Source organism: Pseudomonas sp. AC193, assembly GCF_979258075.1.
This window is the reverse complement of sequence record NZ_OZ409832.1, coordinates 5,327,731-5,345,101: the sequence shown is the minus strand read 5'-3', so window position 1 is coordinate 5,345,101 and position 17,371 is coordinate 5,327,731. Positions and strand designations below refer to the sequence as shown.

The 17,371-nt window shown below is 60.0% G+C and carries 14 protein-coding genes and 2 pseudogenes; 7 read left to right on the top strand and 9 right to left on the bottom strand.

Annotated elements, in window-relative coordinates:
• Nucleotides 1-67: 67 nt before the first annotated feature.
• The 6 genes from ACZZ0D_RS23975 to ACZZ0D_RS23950 form a co-directional block, all read right to left on the bottom strand.
• Nucleotides 68-850, bottom strand: coding sequence for an N-acetylmuramoyl-L-alanine amidase (locus ACZZ0D_RS23975; RefSeq protein ID WP_159813391.1), 783 nt, complete (start codon nucleotides 848-850; stop codon nucleotides 68-70).
• Between the two features lie 101 nt (nucleotides 851-951).
• A complete protein-coding gene (locus ACZZ0D_RS23970; RefSeq protein ID WP_463554448.1) occupies nucleotides 952-2,976 on the bottom strand; it encodes a GGDEF domain-containing protein in 2,025 nt (674 codons plus the stop codon).
• The gene (locus ACZZ0D_RS23965) at nucleotides 2,973-3,851 is read right to left on the bottom strand and encodes an endonuclease/exonuclease/phosphatase family protein (RefSeq protein ID WP_463554447.1); all 879 of its coding nucleotides are present in this window, start codon (nucleotides 3,849-3,851) and stop codon (nucleotides 2,973-2,975) included. Before ACZZ0D_RS23965 ends, ACZZ0D_RS23970 begins: the two co-directional genes overlap by 4 nt.
• Nucleotides 3,852-3,865: 14 nt before the next feature.
• On the bottom strand, nucleotides 3,866-4,507 hold the full coding sequence (dsbA, locus tag ACZZ0D_RS23960; RefSeq protein ID WP_159813385.1) for a thiol:disulfide interchange protein DsbA: 642 nt from the start codon (nucleotides 4,505-4,507) through the stop codon (nucleotides 3,866-3,868).
• Nucleotides 4,508-4,772: 265 nt separating this feature from the next.
• On the bottom strand, nucleotides 4,773-5,384 hold the full coding sequence (locus ACZZ0D_RS23955) for a c-type cytochrome (protein ID WP_008081240.1): 612 nt from the start codon (nucleotides 5,382-5,384) through the stop codon (nucleotides 4,773-4,775).
• A gap of 43 nt (nucleotides 5,385-5,427) precedes the next feature.
• Complete coding sequence (locus tag ACZZ0D_RS23950) at nucleotides 5,428-5,718, bottom strand: c-type cytochrome (RefSeq protein ID WP_053125398.1); 291 nt, start codon at nucleotides 5,716-5,718, stop codon at nucleotides 5,428-5,430.
• Between the two features lie 191 nt (nucleotides 5,719-5,909).
• Here ACZZ0D_RS23950 and yihA point away from each other — a divergent pair, with 191 nt between their 5' ends.
• Nucleotides 5,910-6,554 (top strand): ribosome biogenesis GTP-binding protein YihA/YsxC, encoded by a 645-nt coding sequence (gene yihA, locus ACZZ0D_RS23945; RefSeq protein WP_008081236.1) that lies wholly within the window; start codon nucleotides 5,910-5,912, stop codon nucleotides 6,552-6,554.
• A gap of 423 nt (nucleotides 6,555-6,977) precedes the next feature.
• On the opposite strand, the gene polA is transcribed toward yihA, so the two are convergent.
• Nucleotides 6,978-9,782 (bottom strand): DNA polymerase I, encoded by a 2,805-nt coding sequence (gene polA / locus ACZZ0D_RS23940; RefSeq protein ID WP_463554446.1) that lies wholly within the window; start codon nucleotides 9,780-9,782, stop codon nucleotides 6,978-6,980.
• 75 nt (nucleotides 9,783-9,857) lie between these two features.
• Between polA and ACZZ0D_RS23935 the strand changes: the two genes are divergently transcribed.
• Together ACZZ0D_RS23935 and ACZZ0D_RS23930 are read left to right on the top strand one after the other, a co-directional pair.
• On the top strand, nucleotides 9,858-10,148 hold the full coding sequence (locus ACZZ0D_RS23935; RefSeq protein ID WP_159813381.1) for a DUF2782 domain-containing protein: 291 nt from the start codon (nucleotides 9,858-9,860) through the stop codon (nucleotides 10,146-10,148).
• Nucleotides 10,149-10,202: 54 nt separating this feature from the next.
• A complete protein-coding gene (locus tag ACZZ0D_RS23930; protein ID WP_463554445.1) occupies nucleotides 10,203-11,156 on the top strand; it encodes a homoserine kinase in 954 nt (317 codons plus the stop codon).
• 101 nt (nucleotides 11,157-11,257) lie between these two features.
• Here the strand turns inward: ACZZ0D_RS23930 and ACZZ0D_RS23925 are convergent.
• Nucleotides 11,258-12,179, bottom strand: a pseudogene (locus tag ACZZ0D_RS23925) (zinc ABC transporter substrate-binding protein).
• 66 nt (nucleotides 12,180-12,245) lie between these two features.
• On the opposite strand from ACZZ0D_RS23925, the gene ACZZ0D_RS23920 reads away from it, so the two are divergent.
• The 4 genes and pseudogenes from ACZZ0D_RS23920 (at nucleotide 12,246) to ACZZ0D_RS23905 (ending at nucleotide 15,043) form a co-directional block, all read left to right on the top strand.
• Complete coding sequence (locus ACZZ0D_RS23920) at nucleotides 12,246-12,728, top strand: Fur family transcriptional regulator (RefSeq protein ID WP_053125415.1); 483 nt, start codon at nucleotides 12,246-12,248, stop codon at nucleotides 12,726-12,728.
• Nucleotides 12,728-13,513, top strand: a complete 786-nt coding sequence (znuC, locus tag ACZZ0D_RS23915; RefSeq protein WP_053125416.1) for a zinc ABC transporter ATP-binding protein ZnuC — start codon at nucleotides 12,728-12,730, stop codon at nucleotides 13,511-13,513. The genes ACZZ0D_RS23920 and znuC overlap by 1 nt, the downstream gene beginning before the upstream one ends.
• Nucleotides 13,506-14,292 (top strand): annotated as a pseudogene (znuB, locus tag ACZZ0D_RS23910) (zinc ABC transporter permease subunit ZnuB). The gene znuC and the pseudogene znuB overlap by 8 nt, the downstream one beginning before the upstream one ends.
• Before the next feature lie 37 nt (nucleotides 14,293-14,329).
• Entirely contained in the window at nucleotides 14,330-15,043 is a 714-nt protein-coding gene (locus ACZZ0D_RS23905; protein WP_053125422.1) for a PA5502 family lipoprotein, read from the top strand.
• A 104-nt stretch (nucleotides 15,044-15,147) separates the two neighbouring features.
• Here the strand turns inward: ACZZ0D_RS23905 and katE are convergent, their stop codons facing one another.
• Nucleotides 15,148-17,289, bottom strand: a complete 2,142-nt coding sequence (gene katE / locus ACZZ0D_RS23900; RefSeq protein ID WP_463554837.1) for a catalase HPII — start codon at nucleotides 17,287-17,289, stop codon at nucleotides 15,148-15,150.
• Nucleotides 17,290-17,371: the final 82 nt, after the last annotated feature.

Here is a 17,371-nt window from a genome sequence, read left to right as displayed (position 1 = left end):
TCCGAAGAATTACCAATGAGTTATAGCTGCTGATTGCGATTTCGCCCTGACCGTCGGGCGGGCGTCATTATTTTGTCTGATTAAGTACCAACAACAGCGCCGCCGTTTGCGCATCCGGGGTGCCATCGAAGCGCGAAGGGCGGTAGTGCATCTGGAACGCGGCGAGGACGTGACGAGTGGCGACGTCGAGTTCGCCGGTCTGCGGTGTGTCGTAACCAAGGTGCGCAAGTTGCCCCTGGAACCAGCTGATGCTCGGCAGTTCGCCGCTGTTGAACAGCGCCTGCTGGCGCGCCACCGCTTGTTCATTGGGCCACAGGCCCAGGCCTGCGTCAGCCAGACGCTTCCAAGGGAATAGCGGGCCCGGATCGAGTTTGCGCAACGGCGCGATGTCGCTGTGGCCGATGATATGGCGCGGGCTGATGCCGTTGCGTTTGCTGATGTCTTTGAGCAGGGCGATCAGCCCTTGGATCTGCGCTTCGCTGTACGGATACCAGAGGCGGCCGGTTGGCGTGTCTTTGAAGCCCGGGTTAACGATTTCGATGCCGATCGAGCTGGAGTTGAGCCAGGTGCGGCCCTGCCATTGGCTTTCGCCGGCGTGCCAGGCGCGCTGGTTTTCATCCATCAGCTTGTAGACGGTCGCGTTCTTGTCATCGCTGATCAGGTAATGGCTGCTGACTTCGCCGTGGGTCAGCAATTGCAGCGAACGCTCCAGCGAAGCCGAGGTGTAATGGACGATCACGAACTGAATGCGGCTGTCGTAATTGGCCGAAGGGTGGCTGGTGTCGTAACGCGGGGCGCTGGCACAACCGGCCAGAACGAGCAGCGACGCGAGGAGGGCAAAAAATTTCATGGCTGAGGGCAATACACGCAAGACAGTAATGCAACAGTGTAACGTACTGCCTTGCGTCTCGACGGTCAGCGGGCGGATTTAAACAAAATGGAACAAATTGCTCAGCCGAGCTCGACCCGATTGCGTCCTGCGTTTTTCGCCCGGTACAGCGCCTGATCGGCTCTTTTAAGTACCAGATCGCTGTGTTCTCCGGCCTTGAACGATGCCAGTCCCATGGAAATGGTGATGGTCACGCGTTCGCCCTTGAAGTGGAACGGGCAGGCCTCGATCGCTGCGCGCAGCGTTTCCAACAGTTTCGCGCCGAGCGCTGGCGGCGTGGCCGGCAGCAACAGCACAAACTCTTCACCGCCAAAACGCGCAATGAAATCGGAACCGCGCAGGCGTTTGCGCAATACAGTGGCGATGATCTTCAGCACCTTGTCGCCGGCCAAGTGGCCGTAGTTGTCGTTGATGCGCTTGAAGTGATCGAGATCGAGCATCGCCAGGCTCAGGGTGTTGCCGTGCTGCTGCCACTGCTTTATTTCATGCTCAAGGCGTTCGCTCCACGCGGCGCGGTTGGGCAGGCCGGTGAGCGGGTCGATCAGGGCTTTCTGGCGTTGTTCCTCAAGGTGTTCGCGGAAGCCTTGGGCTTCCTGTTCCATGTGCGCCACGCGCTCGGACAGACCTTTGAGCCGCGTCGCCACTTCCTGCTCGCGGGCGTCGCGCTGCTTCTGGTGCTGATCCATGGTGCCGAGCAGGCCTTCCAGATGATTCTCCAGCACTTGCTTGAGGTCATCCAGATCCGCCGCTTCCTGCACGCTGGTCTGCAAACCGTCGACTTGCTCACGGATTTGCGTGTCCATCGCCCGCGCCGCCGAGCTGTTGTCGGCATGGCCGTCACTGGCGGCTTGCAGATTGCTTTGAAACGCTTCGAGGCGTTCGTTGAGTTGTTGCAGATAGGCTTCGAATTCGTGCTGGCCGCTGTCAGTGATCGCCAGCATCAACGTCGCCAGATCGTCGAGGATCGGGATCAGTTCGTACCAGTTCAGACCGTGCTTGAGCCGCTCGCGCATCGCCTCGGCTTGCGGGCGATGGCGTTCGGGCAGGGTCAGGTCGTCGAGCAGGCCGATCAGGGTGTCTTCGATGTGTTTGGCCACGGAGCTGTAGGACGGCTCCGGGGTGTCCGGCAGAGAAAAAAGAATGTCTTGCTCGGGTTGTTCCGGGTCGATCGCGGCCAGTGCCTGGGCGATGGGTTCGGGCAGCGGCAGGCTGTCGAGGATCAGCGGGGACGGATCGCTGTGGTGGATCAGCTCGTCGGGGTTGAAGGCAACGTGGGGGGCAGGGGCGGCAATGACCTGCGATTCCGGCTCGACGGCGATGACTTCTGCTGGAGCGCTGACGGCTTCGCTGGCGACGGTTGGCGGTACGAAGGCGAAGACGTCCGGTTCTGCCTGAATCGCCGTAGCGGGTGTTTCAGTGATCGCAACGCAAGGGGCTTCCTGGATCGGAGGCGCAGCTTTTACCGGTTCAATGGTTGCGGCAGGCGCAACCGGTTCGGGTGCAGCAACCGGTTGAGCAGCCTGAACCGGGGCGGGCGCTTCTGGTGTAGGCGCTTCATCGCTGTCACGACCGCCAAACAGACGCTGCAACAATCCCGGTCGCTCAGGTTCGGCAGGCGCGTCCAACTGACTCAACGCCTTGCCCTGCAAACCACTGAGCTCACTCAGCAGCAATGGCATTTCCCGCGCTGAACCGACGCGGCCATCCAGTTGCTTGGCGAATTTTTTCAGTGGTTGCGCGACTTCGCGAGGCAGCGGCAAGGCTTGCAGTTGCGTCACCAGCGCTGTCAGCGCGGTGCTGACCTGATCAATGCGGGTTTCGCGGCGTTGCTCGGAGTCGAGCACGGCTTTTTCCAGGCGCGGTAGCAGGGCGGCGAGGCCGGCGTCCATGTCGTCGGTGCGCACCACGTCGCGCATCTCTTTCATGCACTGATCAACGACTTTGTCGGTGCCTTCGGCGGCTAACGTGCTGCGCACCAGCCCGCGACGCAGCAGGTCGAGCCTGGCGGCCCAGCGGCGTTCGAGTTTGTCCTGTTGTTCGATGCTTTTGAGGTATTTCTCTTTCCAGCGCTGGGCTTCGTCGCTCATTCAGGGGTTCCGCGAGGGTCAGGACTCAACGCGGGCAATGCATCAGCCGTGAGCGAACCCGGCAGACGAATCTCTACCGCGACCGGCAGGTGATCGGAAATGGGATGCGCCAGCACTTCGACCTTTTCCAGGGTCAGGGTCGGGCTGAGCAAAATATGATCAAGGCAACGCTGAGGGCGCCAGCTGGGGAATGTCGCTTCCACCTGCGGGGCCAGCAAACCGAGATCGCGTAACGGAGAATGTTGCAGCAGATCGCTGGCGTGGGTGTTCATGTCGCCCATCAACACCTGGTGTTTGTAGCCACCGATCAGTTCACGAATATAGGCCAGTTGCAGGCTGCGGGTTCGCGCGCCGAGGGCCAGATGCATCATCACCACCACCAGCGCTTCCGGGCCTTCGCCGAAACGCAGCAGAATCGCGCCACGACCTTTCGGGCCGGGCAGCGGGTGATCCTCGATCGCCAACGGCTTGAGACGACTGAGCACGCCATTGCTGTGCTGGGCCAGTCGACCGAGGTTGCGATTGAGTTGTTGATACCAATAGGGGAAGGCGCCGAGATGGGCCAGGTGTTCGACTTGATTGACGTAGCCTGAGCGCAGGCTGCCGCCGTCGGCCTCCTGCAGCGCGACCAGGTCGAAGTCGCCGAGCAGGTCGCCGATCTTCTGCAGATTGCCTGAGCGCCCGGTGTGCGGCAGCAGGTGCTGCCAGCTACGGGTCAGGTAATGCCGATAGCGCTCGGTGCTGATGCCCACCTGGATGTTGAAACTGAGCAGGCGCAGACGTTGGTCTGCGGGCAGTCCCGTGGACTCCAGGTGATGCTCGTTGACCTGCGGATCATGCAGGCCAACGATGCGTTCAGACTTCCAGCGGCGCATGGCGGGGGCGGCGCTTAGTTGGCTGCAGCCTTGGTTGCCGCTCGCTCTTTGGCGACCAGTTGGTCAGCCAGTTGCAGCGCTTGTTCGGCACCACCGGCAGAGCCGATGTCAAAGCGGTACTTGCCGTTGACGATCATGGTTGGAACGCCAGTGATTTCATACTTCTTGGCCAATTCGCGAGCTTTTACGATCTGACCTTTGATGGCGAACGAGTCGAAAGTGGCGAGGAACTTGTCCTTGTCCACGCCTTGGGTGGCGAGGAAGTCAGCCATCTCGTTCTTGTCGGTCAGCTTTTTGTGTTGTTTCTGGATGGCTTCGAAAACCGCCGCGTGAACCTTGTGCTCGACACCCATCGCTTCCAGGGTCAGGAACATTTGGCCGTGAGCGTCCCACGGGCCGCCGAACATCGCCGGGATACGCACGAAGTTAACGTCAGATGGCAGTTTTTCAACCCACGGGTTGATCACCGGCTCGAAGGCATAGCAGTGCGGGCAGCCGTACCAGAACAGCTCGACCACTTCGATCTTGCCAGGCTCTGCAACCGGTACCGGGTTGGCCAGTTCCACATAAGGGGCGGCTGGGGCTTCGGCGGCTTGGGCGGTGACGCCGAACAGGCTGGCAGCGACGAGAGCGGCGCTGATGATCAGATTACGCATGCTTTACTCCTGGACAATTTTGGTCGCCTCGCGCGACCTGTTTTCAGACAGATCCTGGCGGGCATGAGTTCTGTAGTGTAACGGCAGCGGCCACAAAAAAGGGCGGCCAAAGCCACCCTTTTTATACTTGCTGCGACGGATTAATCGAGCGTTAACATTGCAGGAGATGTCGATCCTGGATTGGATCACGCAATTCCCCTGTAGGAGCTGCCGAAGGCTGCGATCTTTTGATCTTCAGCCTCGCTCCACGCCCGCCACAACGCGCTTAGTGCAAACCCTGAATGTAGCTGGAGACCGCTGCGATATCTTCGTCGCTCAGGCGCTTGGCGATGGTCTGCATGGTCATGGTGTCGCCGTCGTTGGTGCGGCCGCCTTCTTCCTTGCGGAAATCGGTCAACTGCTTGGCGATGTATTGAGCGTGTTGGCCACCCAGGTGCGGGAAGCCGGCAGCGGCGTTGCCGGCGCCATTCGGCGAGTGACAACCGGTGCAGGCTGGCAGGCCTTTGGCGAGGTTGCCGCCACGGAACAGCGCTTCACCGCGAGCGACGATCTTCGGATCGGCGGCGCCGACGCTGCCTTTCTGGCTGGCGAAGTAGGCGGCGATGTCGGCCAGATCCTGATCGCTCAGGTTGGTCAGCAGCCCGGTCATTTCCAGAACGGTGCGCTTGCCCGACTTGATGTCGTGCAGTTGCTTGGTCAGGTAGCGTTCACCTTGACCGGCCAGTTTTGGAAAGTTTGGCGCCATGCTGTTGCCGTCCGGGCCATGGCATGCTCCGCAAACGGCCGCTTTTGCCTGGCCCGCTGCGGCATCACCGGCAGCATGGGCGAAGCCTGAGATTCCCACGGTCAACAGCAGACTCACGATCAATTTGTTCATCAGCTAATCCAACTACGGCTAAGGGTTAAGTTATGGACCGGGTTTACTCGCTCATCCAAAGGATGATGGCTTGGTAATCCTCGGCACTGCAGTCCATGCACAAACCACGCGGCGGCATCGCCTTGAAACCCTGGGTCACGTGTTGCACCAGCGTCTCCATACCTTTCGCCAACCTCGGCGTCCAAGCTTCCTGATCGCCTCTTTTGGGCGCCATGGGTAGTTGGCCGGAATGACAGGCACCACAAACACGGTTGTACACAGCTTCCGGATCCTGTGTAGCCTGTGCGCTGTAAAGCGGCATCAAGACTCCGGCAGCCAGCAGCCATTTCGTCATAAAACGACCTTTTCAGGGTTGAGAGCGTTCTGCGTTCTAATGCGCAATCAAAGTCTGTCGCTCTCGTGAACTTCATCCTTCGCTGGGACAAAGCACACACAAAATCTGCGGCATTATATACTGGCGTCACTGAAACGGAAGCGACACCGCGTTCCGCGCCCAATCCCGGCGCCGCCCACATCGGAAATCCCATGCAACTCAAGAATCCCATCCTCGGCCTGTGCCAACAGTCCACGTTCATGCTCAGTGCCGCCAAAGTCGATCAATGCCCTGACGACGAAGGCTTCGAAGTAGCGTTTGCCGGCCGTTCCAACGCCGGTAAATCCAGCGCACTGAACACATTGACTCACGCCAGCCTGGCGCGCACCTCGAAAACGCCGGGTCGCACACAGCTGTTGAACTTCTTCAAGCTAGACGAAGATCGCCGTCTGGTCGACCTGCCGGGCTACGGTTATGCAAAAGTACCGATCCCGCTGAAGATGCACTGGCAGCGTCACCTTGAGGCTTACCTCGGTGGCCGCGAGAGTTTGAAGGGTTTGATTTTGATGATGGACATCCGTCATCCAATGACCGACTTCGACTTGCTGATGCTCGACTGGGCCGTTGCGGCCGGCATGCCGATGCACATCTTGCTGACCAAGGCCGACAAACTGACCTACGGCGCAGCCAAAAACACCCTGCTCAAAGTGCAGTCGGAAATTCGCAAAGGCTGGGGTGATCTGGTCACCATCCAGCTCTTCTCCGCACCAAAACGCATGGGCCTGGAAGAGGCCTACACTGTATTGGCCGGCTGGATGGAACTGGCAGACAAAGGCGCCGAGGCGGCAGCCGAGTAAGTCGGGATATGGGAATTTGTTTGTAGTGTGTTCAGGCAAGGCGAAAGGGCAGTGAAAAGCGGCCGGGGTCGCGCTCGACTTTAGGGAACCTAAATGAGCATTTGAGCTGCGCTTTCAACGCAGCATGAACGCGCTACAGACAAATTTTGGGCAAAAAAAGCCCCGGATTTCATTGGGGAGGGAGAAATTCCGGGGTTTAAGTTCCGAACCGCTAGGGCGGGGTTCAGATATCTGCCAACACTTAACACAACATAGGAGCATTGAAGGGCTTCACCAGCCATTCAGTAACTCTGAGTAGTGACCTTCCAGATTAGTTCAGATTATTTTCAAAAAGCTTTGGAATAACCCCAAGCGCTATTCGAAATAAGCAGGATTTATCGGGTCTGCCGCGACGCTATGTCGCGGCGACCGACATCAAATGGCTCAGTGAGCCTCATCCCAATTGTTGCCCACACCCACTTCGACCAGCAGCGGTACATCCAGTTTCGCCGCTTCGCTCATGTGCACGCGGATCTCGGCGCTGACCTGCTCGACCAGATCCTCGCGAACCTCCAGCACCAATTCATCGTGTACCTGCAGGATGACGCGAGCGTCCAGCCCGGACGTCGCCAGCCATTCATCCACCGCCACCATGGCTTTCTTGATGATGTCGGCAGCGGTGCCCTGCATCGGCGCGTTGATCGCCGTGCGTTCGGCGGCAGCGCGTTCCTGCGGCTTGTTCGAGTTGATTTCCGGCAGGTACAGACGACGACCAAAGAACGTCTCGACATAACCCTGATCCGCCGCCTGCGCGCGGGTGCGATCCATGTACTCGCGAACCCCCGGATAGCGGGCGAAGTAGGTGTCGATGTAAGCCTTGGCAGTCTTGGTGTCGACGCCGATGTCCTTGCCGAGCTTCTGCGCGCCCATGCCGTAGATCAGGCCGAAGTTGATCGCCTTGGCGCCACGACGCTGATCGGAGCTGACTTCGTGCAGTTCGACCTTGAACACTTCGGCAGCGGTGGCGGTGTGCACGTCGAGATTGTTGCGGAAGGCGTTCATCAAGCCTTCGTCCTTGGACAGGTGCGCCATGATCCGCAGTTCGATCTGCGAATAGTCCGCTGCCAGCAGTTTGTAGCCTTTCGGCGCGACGAACGCCTGACGGATACGGCGGCCTTCAGCGGTACGCACCGGGATGTTCTGCAGGTTCGGGTCACTGGAGGACAAGCGACCGGTCGACGCCACCGCCTGATGATACGAGGTGTGGATGCGCCCGGTGCGCGGGTTGATCTGTTCCGGCAGGCGATCGGTGTAAGTGCTTTTCAGCTTGCTCATCGAGCGGTGCTCCATCAGCACCTTCGGCAAGCGGTGATCGTCTTCAGCGAGTTTCGCCAACACTTCTTCAGCAGTGGACGGTTGGCCCTTGGCGGTCTTCTTCAGCACTGGCAAACCAAGCTTCTCGTAGAGAATCACGCCCAGTTGCTTCGGCGAGCCGAGGTTGAATTCTTCCCCGGCGATCTCGAACGCTTCGCGCTCCAGTGCGACCATTTTGTTGCCCAGCTCGATGCTCTGGATGCCGAGCAGCTCCGCGTCAACGAACGCGCCCTGGCGTTCAATGCGCGCCAGCACCGGCACCAACGGGATTTCGATGTCGCTCAGTACGCTGGCCAGGCTCGGGATCGCGCTGAGTTTTTCGAACAGCGTCTGATGCAGACGCAAGGTGATGTCGGCGTCTTCGGCGGCGTACGGGCCGGCCTGTTCCAGCGCGATCTGGTCGAAAGTCAGCTGCTTGGCGCCTTTGCCAGCGATGTCCTGGAAGCTCACGGTGGTGTGATCCAGGTACTTCTGCGCGAGGCTGTCCATGTCGTGGCGGGTGGCGGTGGAGTTGAGCACGTAGGACTCAAGCATCGTGTCGAAGGCGATGCCGCGCACGGTGATGCCTTGGCTCTGATCACCACCGATGGCGCAGTTGGCGAGGATGTTCATGTCGAACTTGGCGTGCTGGCCGACCTTGAGCTTGCTCGGGTCTTCCAGAATTGGTTTGAGGGCGCGCAATACGGTGTCGCGATCCAACTGCTCCGGCACGCCGATGTAGGAGTGGGTCAGCGGAATGTACGCGGCCTCGTTGGCCTGTACGGCAAACGACAGACCGACCAGTTGCGCCTGCTGCGCATCGATGCCGGTGGTTTCGGTGTCGAAGGCGAACAGCTTGGCGTTGTTGAGTTTTTCCAGCCAGACGTCGAAACGTGCCTGATCGAGGATGGTTTCGTAAGCGGCTTCAGCGGGAGCGGCAGGCGCTTCTTGCGCTGGAGTGCTGAACAGATCGCCAGCCGGCGCAGGCTCGCTGGCCGCGCTCAGTTCCAGGCGTTTGGCGTCGCGATCCAGATCGTTGATCCAGCTTTTGAATTCCAGCAGCGAGTACAGCTCGTAGAGCTTGGCCGGGTCTTCCGCGCCCATCTGCAAATCGTCGAGTTCGACGTCCAGCGGCACGTCGATCTTGATCGTCGCCAGTTGATAGGAGAGGAATGCCATTTCCTTATGTTCTTCGAGCTTGGCCGGCAGGGTTTTCGCGCCGCGAATCGGCAGGGTCGGGACGATGTCGAGATTGGCGTACAACTCGGTGAGGCCACCGTTGACGCCGACCAGCAAGCCGGAAGCGGTCTTCGGGCCGATGCCCGGAACGCCTGGAATGTTGTCGGACGAATCGCCCATCAGCGCCAGATAATCGATGATCTGCTCCGGTGCGACGCCGAATTTCTCCTTCACGCCTTCCACGTCCATCGAGCTACCGGACATGGTGTTGACCAAGGTAATGTGGCCATCGACCAGTTGCGCCATGTCCTTGTCGCCGGTGGAGATGACCACCGGACGATCCGCCGCCGCGCTGCTGCGGGCGAGGGTGCCGATCACGTCATCAGCCTCGACGCCTTCCACGCACAACAGCGGGAAACCGAGGGCGATCACGCTCTGGTGCAACGGCTCGATCTGCACGCGCATGTCGTCGGGCATGCTTGGGCGATTGGCTTTGTATTCGGCGTACATCTCATCGCGAAATGTCCCACCCTTGGCGTCGAACACCACGGCGAACGGGCTGTCCGGGTACTGCTTGCGCAGACTCTTGAGCATGTTCAGCACGCCTTTGACCGCACCGGTCGGCAGGCCTTTGGAAGTGGTCAGTGGTGGCAGCGCGTGAAAGGCGCGGTACAGGTAAGACGAACCGTCCACCAGGACGAGGGGGGCTTGGCTCATGAGCAGGATCAACCTTTTCGGCGGGGCCCGGCGCTAGAATAGCGGGACCGTTGACGACAAAGGGACAAGGTTATCATGCGTACGTTAAATCGCTTGCTGCTGGTCGGTCTGATTGCTGCCTCACCGTTGGCCGCGATGGCGGCGGATGATGCACCGACAGGGGAGCCGGAAGTTACCATCCGCACGGAAGGCGACAAGACCATTCAGGAGTACCGCCAGAACGGTTTCCTCTATGCGATCAAAGTGACCCAGAAAGGCTTTCCGCCGTACTTTCTGGTGCGTGCCGACGGGACGGATGCCAACTTCATCCGCTCGGATCAGCCGGATATGCTGATTCCGTCATGGAAGATTTTCGAATGGAAGTAAGTTTTTAATTCACCCGGCGCCGCAATTGGCGGCGCCCGTACTGGCAGTTAAAACATGTCTGTGTTCACGCCCCTGGCTCGGCCCGAGCTGGAAACCTTTCTCGCCCCTTACGGGTTAGGCCGTCTGCTTGATTTCCAGGGGATCGCCGCCGGCAGCGAAAACACCAATTTCTTTATCAGCCTGGAGCAGGGCGAATTTGTCCTGACCCTGGTCGAGCGCGGCCCGGTGCAGGAGATGCCGTTCTTCATCGACCTGCTCGACGTGCTCCACGAAGCCGATCTGCCGGTGCCGTACGCACTGCGCACCACTGACGGTGTGGCGTTGCGCGAGCTGAAAGGCAAACCGGCGCTGCTGCAACCGCGTCTGTCCGGCAAACACATCAAAGTCGCCAATGCCCAGCATTGCGTGCAGGTCGGCGAATTGCAGGCGCATCTGCACCTGGCGACGCAGGGCGAGCGCATGATCAAGCGCAAGACCGATCGTGGCCTCGACTGGATGCTGGAGGAGGGCAACGCGTTTCTCTCGCACCTGAGCGATGAGCCACGGGCCTTGCTGCAAAAGGCGCTGGGTGAAATCAGCGAGCGCAAAGAGAAGATTCTCGCGTTGCCTCGGGCGAACATTCATGCGGATTTGTTTCGCGATAACGCGATGTTCGAAGGCACGCACCTGACCGGGCTGATCGACTTCTACAACGCCTGCTCGGGGCCGATGCTGTACGACGTGGCGATTGCCTTGAACGACTGGTGTTCGGACGAAGAAGGTTTGATCGATGGCCCGCGTGCCCGCGCATTCCTTGGCGCTTATGCGGCGCTACGGCCGTTCACGGCGGTGGAGGCTGAGTTGTGGCCAACAATGCTGCGCGTGGCGTGTGTGCGGTTCTGGCTGTCACGGTTGATCGCGGCGGAGCAGTTTGCCGGGCAGGACGTGTTGATTCACGATCCAAAAGAGTTTGAGCAGAAATTGGCGCAGCGGCAGCAGGTCAATACACCGCTACCCTTCGCCCTTTAAAAGCTTCGCGAGCAAGCCCGCTCCCACATTAGTTCTGTGTCGTTCACAAATCCAATGTGGGAGCGGGCTTGCTCGCGAATGGGTCGACGCCGATGCCGGGGTTACAGAGATTCCAGGCACCCGGCCAAATCATTACCCAACTTTTCCAACACCTGCTCATAGCCCTGAGCCGTCGCCGGGGTGTACCCGCCCAACGCATCCAGCTCAGCGAGTTTCACCGGCAAACCCGCCACCAGCGTCTCCGCCAGACGCGGACGCAACGGCGGCTCGCTGAACACACAAGTTTTGCCGACTTCCTGCAAACGCTTGCGCATCGCCGCGACATGCTGCGCGCCCGGTTGCACTTCGGCGGCCACGCTGAACACCCCAGCGTGCTTCAGGCCGTAAGCCTCTTCAAAGTAATCAAACGCTTCGTGAAAGACGAAGTACGGCTTGCCTTCAACGCTGGCCAGACGCTGCTTCAAACGCTGATCCAGTGCATCCAGACGTTCATCAAACGCCTTGGCATTGCTCTGATAGCGCTCGGCATTGGCCGGATCTGCGGCGCTCAAGTCTGCCGCCATCTTGTCGGCGATCACTCGCGCATTCACCGGCGACAGCCACAAATGCGCATCCAGCGTGCCCGGGCGGTGATCGTGATCATGCTCGTCGGCCTCTTCGGCGTGGGAGTGGCTGTCTTCAGCAAAACGGCGCAGCTTCATCCCCGGCAGATCCTGCACGGCGACGCTCGGCAGCGTACGACCGTTCAGCACGCGTGGCAGGAAACCCTCCATGTCCTGGACCGATCCAGTAGAGCAGATCGACCGATTGCACCTTCCGTACGTCGGATGGCCGCAGCGCGTAATTGTGTGGCGAGGCACCCGGCGGCAGCAGCACTTCGGGAATCGCCACACCGTCCTGCACGGCCGCTGCAATCAGCTGCAACGGCTTGATGCTGGTGAGGACTTTGACCTCGGCCTGAGCCGAACCGATCAGCAGAAAACTGGCGACAAAAGCCACAAAAACAGAAAAAAGTCGGGACACGATGACCACTCAAGGAGGCGAGAACGGGTAACATAATAACGTCTCTATCAAAACTCGTCGCCGCCCATGCCTATTACACCGATTGCCAGCCGTCCCCACGACCACTCACATTGCGTGCACAGCGCTTTGTCCGAGGCCGATACCTTGTGCGCCCAGAAAGGCTTGCGCCTGACCGCGTTGCGCCGCCGGGTGCTGGAATTGGTGTGGCAAAGCCACAAGCCGCTGGGCGCCTACGACATTCTCGCCGTGCTCAGCGAGCAGGACGGCCGTCGCGCCGCGCCGCCAACCGTGTATCGCGCGCTGGATTTCCTCCTGGAAAACGGCTTGGTGCACCGCATCTCTTCGCTGAACGCCTTCGTAGGCTGCGTCCATCCGGAACACGCGCATCAGGGCCAGTTCTTGATTTGCCGTGAATGCCACGCCGCCATCGAACTTGAGCAAAAAGTAATCAGCGACGCGATTATCAACAGCGCCAAAGACGTTGGTTTCATCGTCGAAGCGCAGACCGTCGAAGTCGTCGGCCTGTGCTCCGGTTGCCAGGGGGCTTGATGAGCAATGCGCTGATCCGTCTGGAACAGGTCGCCGTCACGTTTGCCGGGCAGACCGTGCTGGACAACATCGAGCTGAGCGTCGAGCCGGGGCAGATCGTCACCCTGATCGGCCCCAACGGCGCCGGCAAGACCACGCTAGTGCGCGCCGTGCTCGGGCTGTTGAAGCCGAACAGCGGCAGCGTCTGGCGCAAGCCGAAGCTGCGCGTCGGCTATATGCCGCAAAAACTTCACGTCGATCCGACCTTGCCGCTGTCGGTGCTGCGCTTTCTGCGTCTGGTGCCGGGCGTTGACCGTCCGCGTGCGCTGGCGGCGTTGAAAGAAGTCGGCGCCGAACACGTCATCGACAGCCCGGTGCAAAGTGTTTCCGGCGGTGAAATGCAGCGTGTGCTGCTGGCGCGGGCATTGCTGCGCGAGCCGGAATTGCTGGTGCTCGACGAGCCGGTGCAAGGCGTCGACGTCGCTGGGCAAGCCGAGTTGTACAGCCTGATCACACGTCTGCGCGATCGCCATGGCTGCGGCGTGCTGATGGTGTCCCACGATTTGCATCTGGTGATGAGCACCACCGATCAGGTTGTCTGCCTCAACCGCCACGTCTGCTGCTCCGGGCATCCCGAGCAGGTAAGCGGCGATCCGGCGTTTGTCGAACTGTTCGGCAAGAACGCGCAGAGCCTGGCGGTTTATCACCACCATCACGATCACGCTCACGACCTGCACGGTTCGGTGGTCAAAGGGCCGGTGATTGGCCAACCTCACGTTCACGGAGACAACTGCAAGCATGGCTGATTTTCTGTTGTATGCCCTGCTTGCAGGTCTGGCGCTGGCGATCGTTGCAGGTTCGCTGGGTTCGTTCGTGGTCTGGCGGCGCATGGCTTATTTCGGCGACACCCTGTCCCATGCCGCGTTGCTCGGTGTGGCGCTAGGCTTTTTGCTGGATGTCAGCCCGACGGTTGCGGTCACCGTAGGCTGCCTGCTGCTGGCGGTGCTTTTGGTGACTTTGCAACAGCGCCAACCGCTGGCGTCTGACACGCTTTTGGGAATTCTCGCACCGAGCACGCTCTCTCGGCCTGGTGGTACTAAGCTTCATGCATGAAGTGCGGATCGACCTGATGGCTTATCTGTTCGGCGACCTGCTGGCGATCAGCCCGACTGATCTGGCGTGGATCCTCGGCGGCAGCGCGGCGGTGTTGGTCTTGCTGGTGACGTTGTGGCGGCCATTGCTGGCGATCACCGTGCACGAAGAATTGGCCAAGGTCGAAGGCCTGCCGGTCGCCGGACTGCGCATGGCGCTGATGTTGTTGATTGCGGTGGTGATCGCGGTGGCGATGAAAATCGTCGGTGTGTTGCTGATTACTTCATTGCTGATCATTCCGGCGGCTGCGGCACAGCGTCACGCCCGTTCGCCGGAGCAAATGGCGGTCGGCGCGAGCCTGCTGGGTATGGTCGCGGTGTGTGGCGGCCTTGCTTTGTCATGGTTCAAGGACACCCCGGCAGGCCCGTCAATCGTTGTGACGGCGGCCGCACTGTTTCTGCTGAGTTTTGTTCTGCCCCGTCGTGGGGTGTAGACTTGGCCGCTTTTTGCGCAAATAGAGAGTCGCAGGAATGAAGCCGTTCGCCTCCCGTTATCTGCTCCTTGTCGCATTTTCAGTGCTGCTGGGCGCCTGCCAAAGTACCCCACCGGTGGTTGAAGCCCCCGATGCGCGGGCTACGGCCATCGCACAGCTGGAGCAAAGCCTGGCCAGCAGCGAACTGGCCACCGCTGAAGACCAATTGGCTGCTTTGCAGAAAGAAACTCCCAATGATCAATCCCTTGAGCAATACCAGCGGCAATTGGCCGAAGCGTATCTGCGTCGCAGCCAGATCGTGTTGCAGAAGGGTGATGTGAATGCCGCCGCTACGGCGCTGAGCCGTGCCCGCGTGCTGATGCCGAAAGCGCCGGCGCTGACCGGTGGCGTCAACGGCGCGATTACTGAAGCGCGCAAGGCTGAGCTGGAGAAGGCTGAAGCAGCGCTGCTGGCCGCTGAGGCCAAGCCGAAAGCCAAGGTGATCGATCCGACCGCCGAGAGCACCACGGTTGCGCTGAACATCACCGATAGCCACAAACTTCGCCGCCAACTGGATGCGATCGCCGCCGATGTGGTGAATTATGAGTGTGGGGTGACGATTCAGGCACCACGGACGAATGACTATCCGTGGTTGTCGACGTTGCTGACCAAGCGGGTCAAGAAGCTCAACCCGGATTTTGATCTGAAGATCGAGAAGCAGATCGTGCGCACGGTGCCGGCGCAGATGGTTTTGAGTCCGCGTAAACCTTAAAAGCTTCGCGAGCAAGCCCGCTCCCACATTGGATCCGTGTACGAAACAGAACCAATGTGGGAGCGGGCTTGCTCGCGAAGGCGTCCTTTCAGGCAGCCAACAACTTAAGCCGGAATGGCCTTAGCCTTAGGCTCACGATCCCAAACCCGATGCTGCCCAATCGCAGCAAAGAACGGCTTGGTCAGCGCCGGTACATCCTTGCCTTGCAACAACCCGGCATCCGCTTCCAGTTTCAGCAGATCCTGCAGCTGCTTGGCATCACCCTGCAACGCAATCGCCTTCAAATGCTTGTAAGCCTCCAGCACGTAGTGCAACGCCACGCCGTCACCGCTCAAGGCCTTGACCGACGCCGCGCCGCCCGGCACAAACACCGCATCGAAAATCACCGACGGCATGCCTTCCATCGAAGCGTCCACTGGCAACATTTTGCCGTCCGCAGTTTTCACCGGCGCCGAAGTCGGGCCGAGCAATTTCGCGTGCGCACCTTCCGCCGCCAATGCCTTCTTCATCGCATCAATCGCCGCACCATCGACACCGTTGGCAGCAAGAATCGCCACTTTGCGGGTTTTGATGTTCTCTGGCAGCAGATTCGCTTGGCTCAGCGCTGGCGAGTGATCGAACGCCACCTTGCGCGCATCCACCGTGCCTTTTGTAGGTGCTGGCAGACCCAGGTTGGCCGCGACACGCTTGGCCAGTTCCAGATCGATGTTGGCCAGAATCTCGTTCACCTCGCGCGCGCGGATGAACTCGCGTTCAACCTTGCCCAGCTCGAAGCTGTAGGCCGCGATGATGTGCTCCTTCTCGTGGTCGCTCATGCTGTTGAAGAACAACGTTGCCTGAGAAAAGTGATCGCTGAACGACTCGCTGCGCTGGCGGATCTTGTTCGCGTCGATGCGCTCAGGATAACTTTCAAAACCACCGTCCTGCGCGGCAGGCGGGGTTTCTTTCGGCCAGCCGCCATCAATCGAGTTCGGCTCGTAAGAGGCACGACCCTTGTCGATCACCGTACGGTGCTGTGCATCGCGCTGGCCGTTGTGGAATGGCGCGACCGGACGGTTGATCGGCAGCTCATGAAAGTTCGGCCCACCGAGTCGGCTGATTTGCGTATCGGTGTAGGAAAACAGTCGACCTTGAAGCAGCGGGTCATTAGAGAAGTCGATGCCCGGCACGATATGACCAGGGCAGAACGCAACCTGCTCGGTCTCGGCAAAGAAGTTGTCGGGGTTGCGGTTCAAGGTCATTTTGCCCAGCGGCGTGATCGGCACGATTTCTTCGGGGATCAGCTTGGTCGGGTCGAGGATGTCGAAATCGAAGTCATGCTCGTTTTCCTCCTCGATGATCTGCACACCGAGTTCCCATTCCGGGTAGTCGCCCATCTCGATCGCTTCCCAGAGGTCGCGACGGTGGTAATCGGTGTCTTTACCGGCGAGCTTCTGCGCCTCGTCCCACACCAGCGAGCAAGTGCCGGCAGTAGGGCGCCAGTGGAATTTGACGAAGCGCGATTTGCCTTCGGCGTTGATCAGCCGGAAGGTGTGCACGCCGAAGCCTTGCATGCTGCGCAGGCTTTTCGGGATCGCCCGGTCAGACATCGCCCAGATGACCATGTGCGCTGATTCCGGCACCAGCGAGACGAAATCCCAGAAGGTGTCGTGGGCCGAACCTCCGGTAGGGATTTCATTGTGCGGCTCGGGTTTCACTGCGTGGACGAAGTCGGGAAATTTGATCGCGTCCTGAATGAAGAAGACCGGCATGTTGTTGCCGACCAGGTCGAAGTTGCCTTCATCGGTGAAGAACTTCACCGCGAAACCGCGCACGTCGCGTACGGTATCGCCGGAGCCACGCGGGCCCTGCACCGTGGAAAAGCGCACAAACACCGGCGTCTTTTTCCCCGGATCCTGTAGGAACCCGGCCTTGGTCAGTGTCGAATGGTTCTCGTAAGCCTGAAAGAAACCATGCGCGCCAGTGCCGCGCGCGTGGACGATGCGCTCCGGGATGCGTTCATGGTCAAAGTGCGTGATTTTTTCACGCATGATGAAGTCTTCAAGCAGCGATGGCCCGCGCGGGCCGGCCTTCAGGGTGTTCTGGTTGTCAGCAATCTTGACGCCCTGATTGGTGCGCAGGGCTTGGCCAGTGGCGTCGGAGCGGAATTTCTCCAGGCTGTCGAGTTTGGCGTTGGTGTTGGCTCGATCCGGGGCATCGGTTCCGGCCATCTGGCTTTTGTCGGACGTAGGCTTCTTGCTCATCAGTCGTAAACTCCTCGGTTGACCCCGTGTTTGCCGGGGACTCTTGAGTGGTTCCCGGGCACGGCACCCAGGGTTTTCAAGTCGC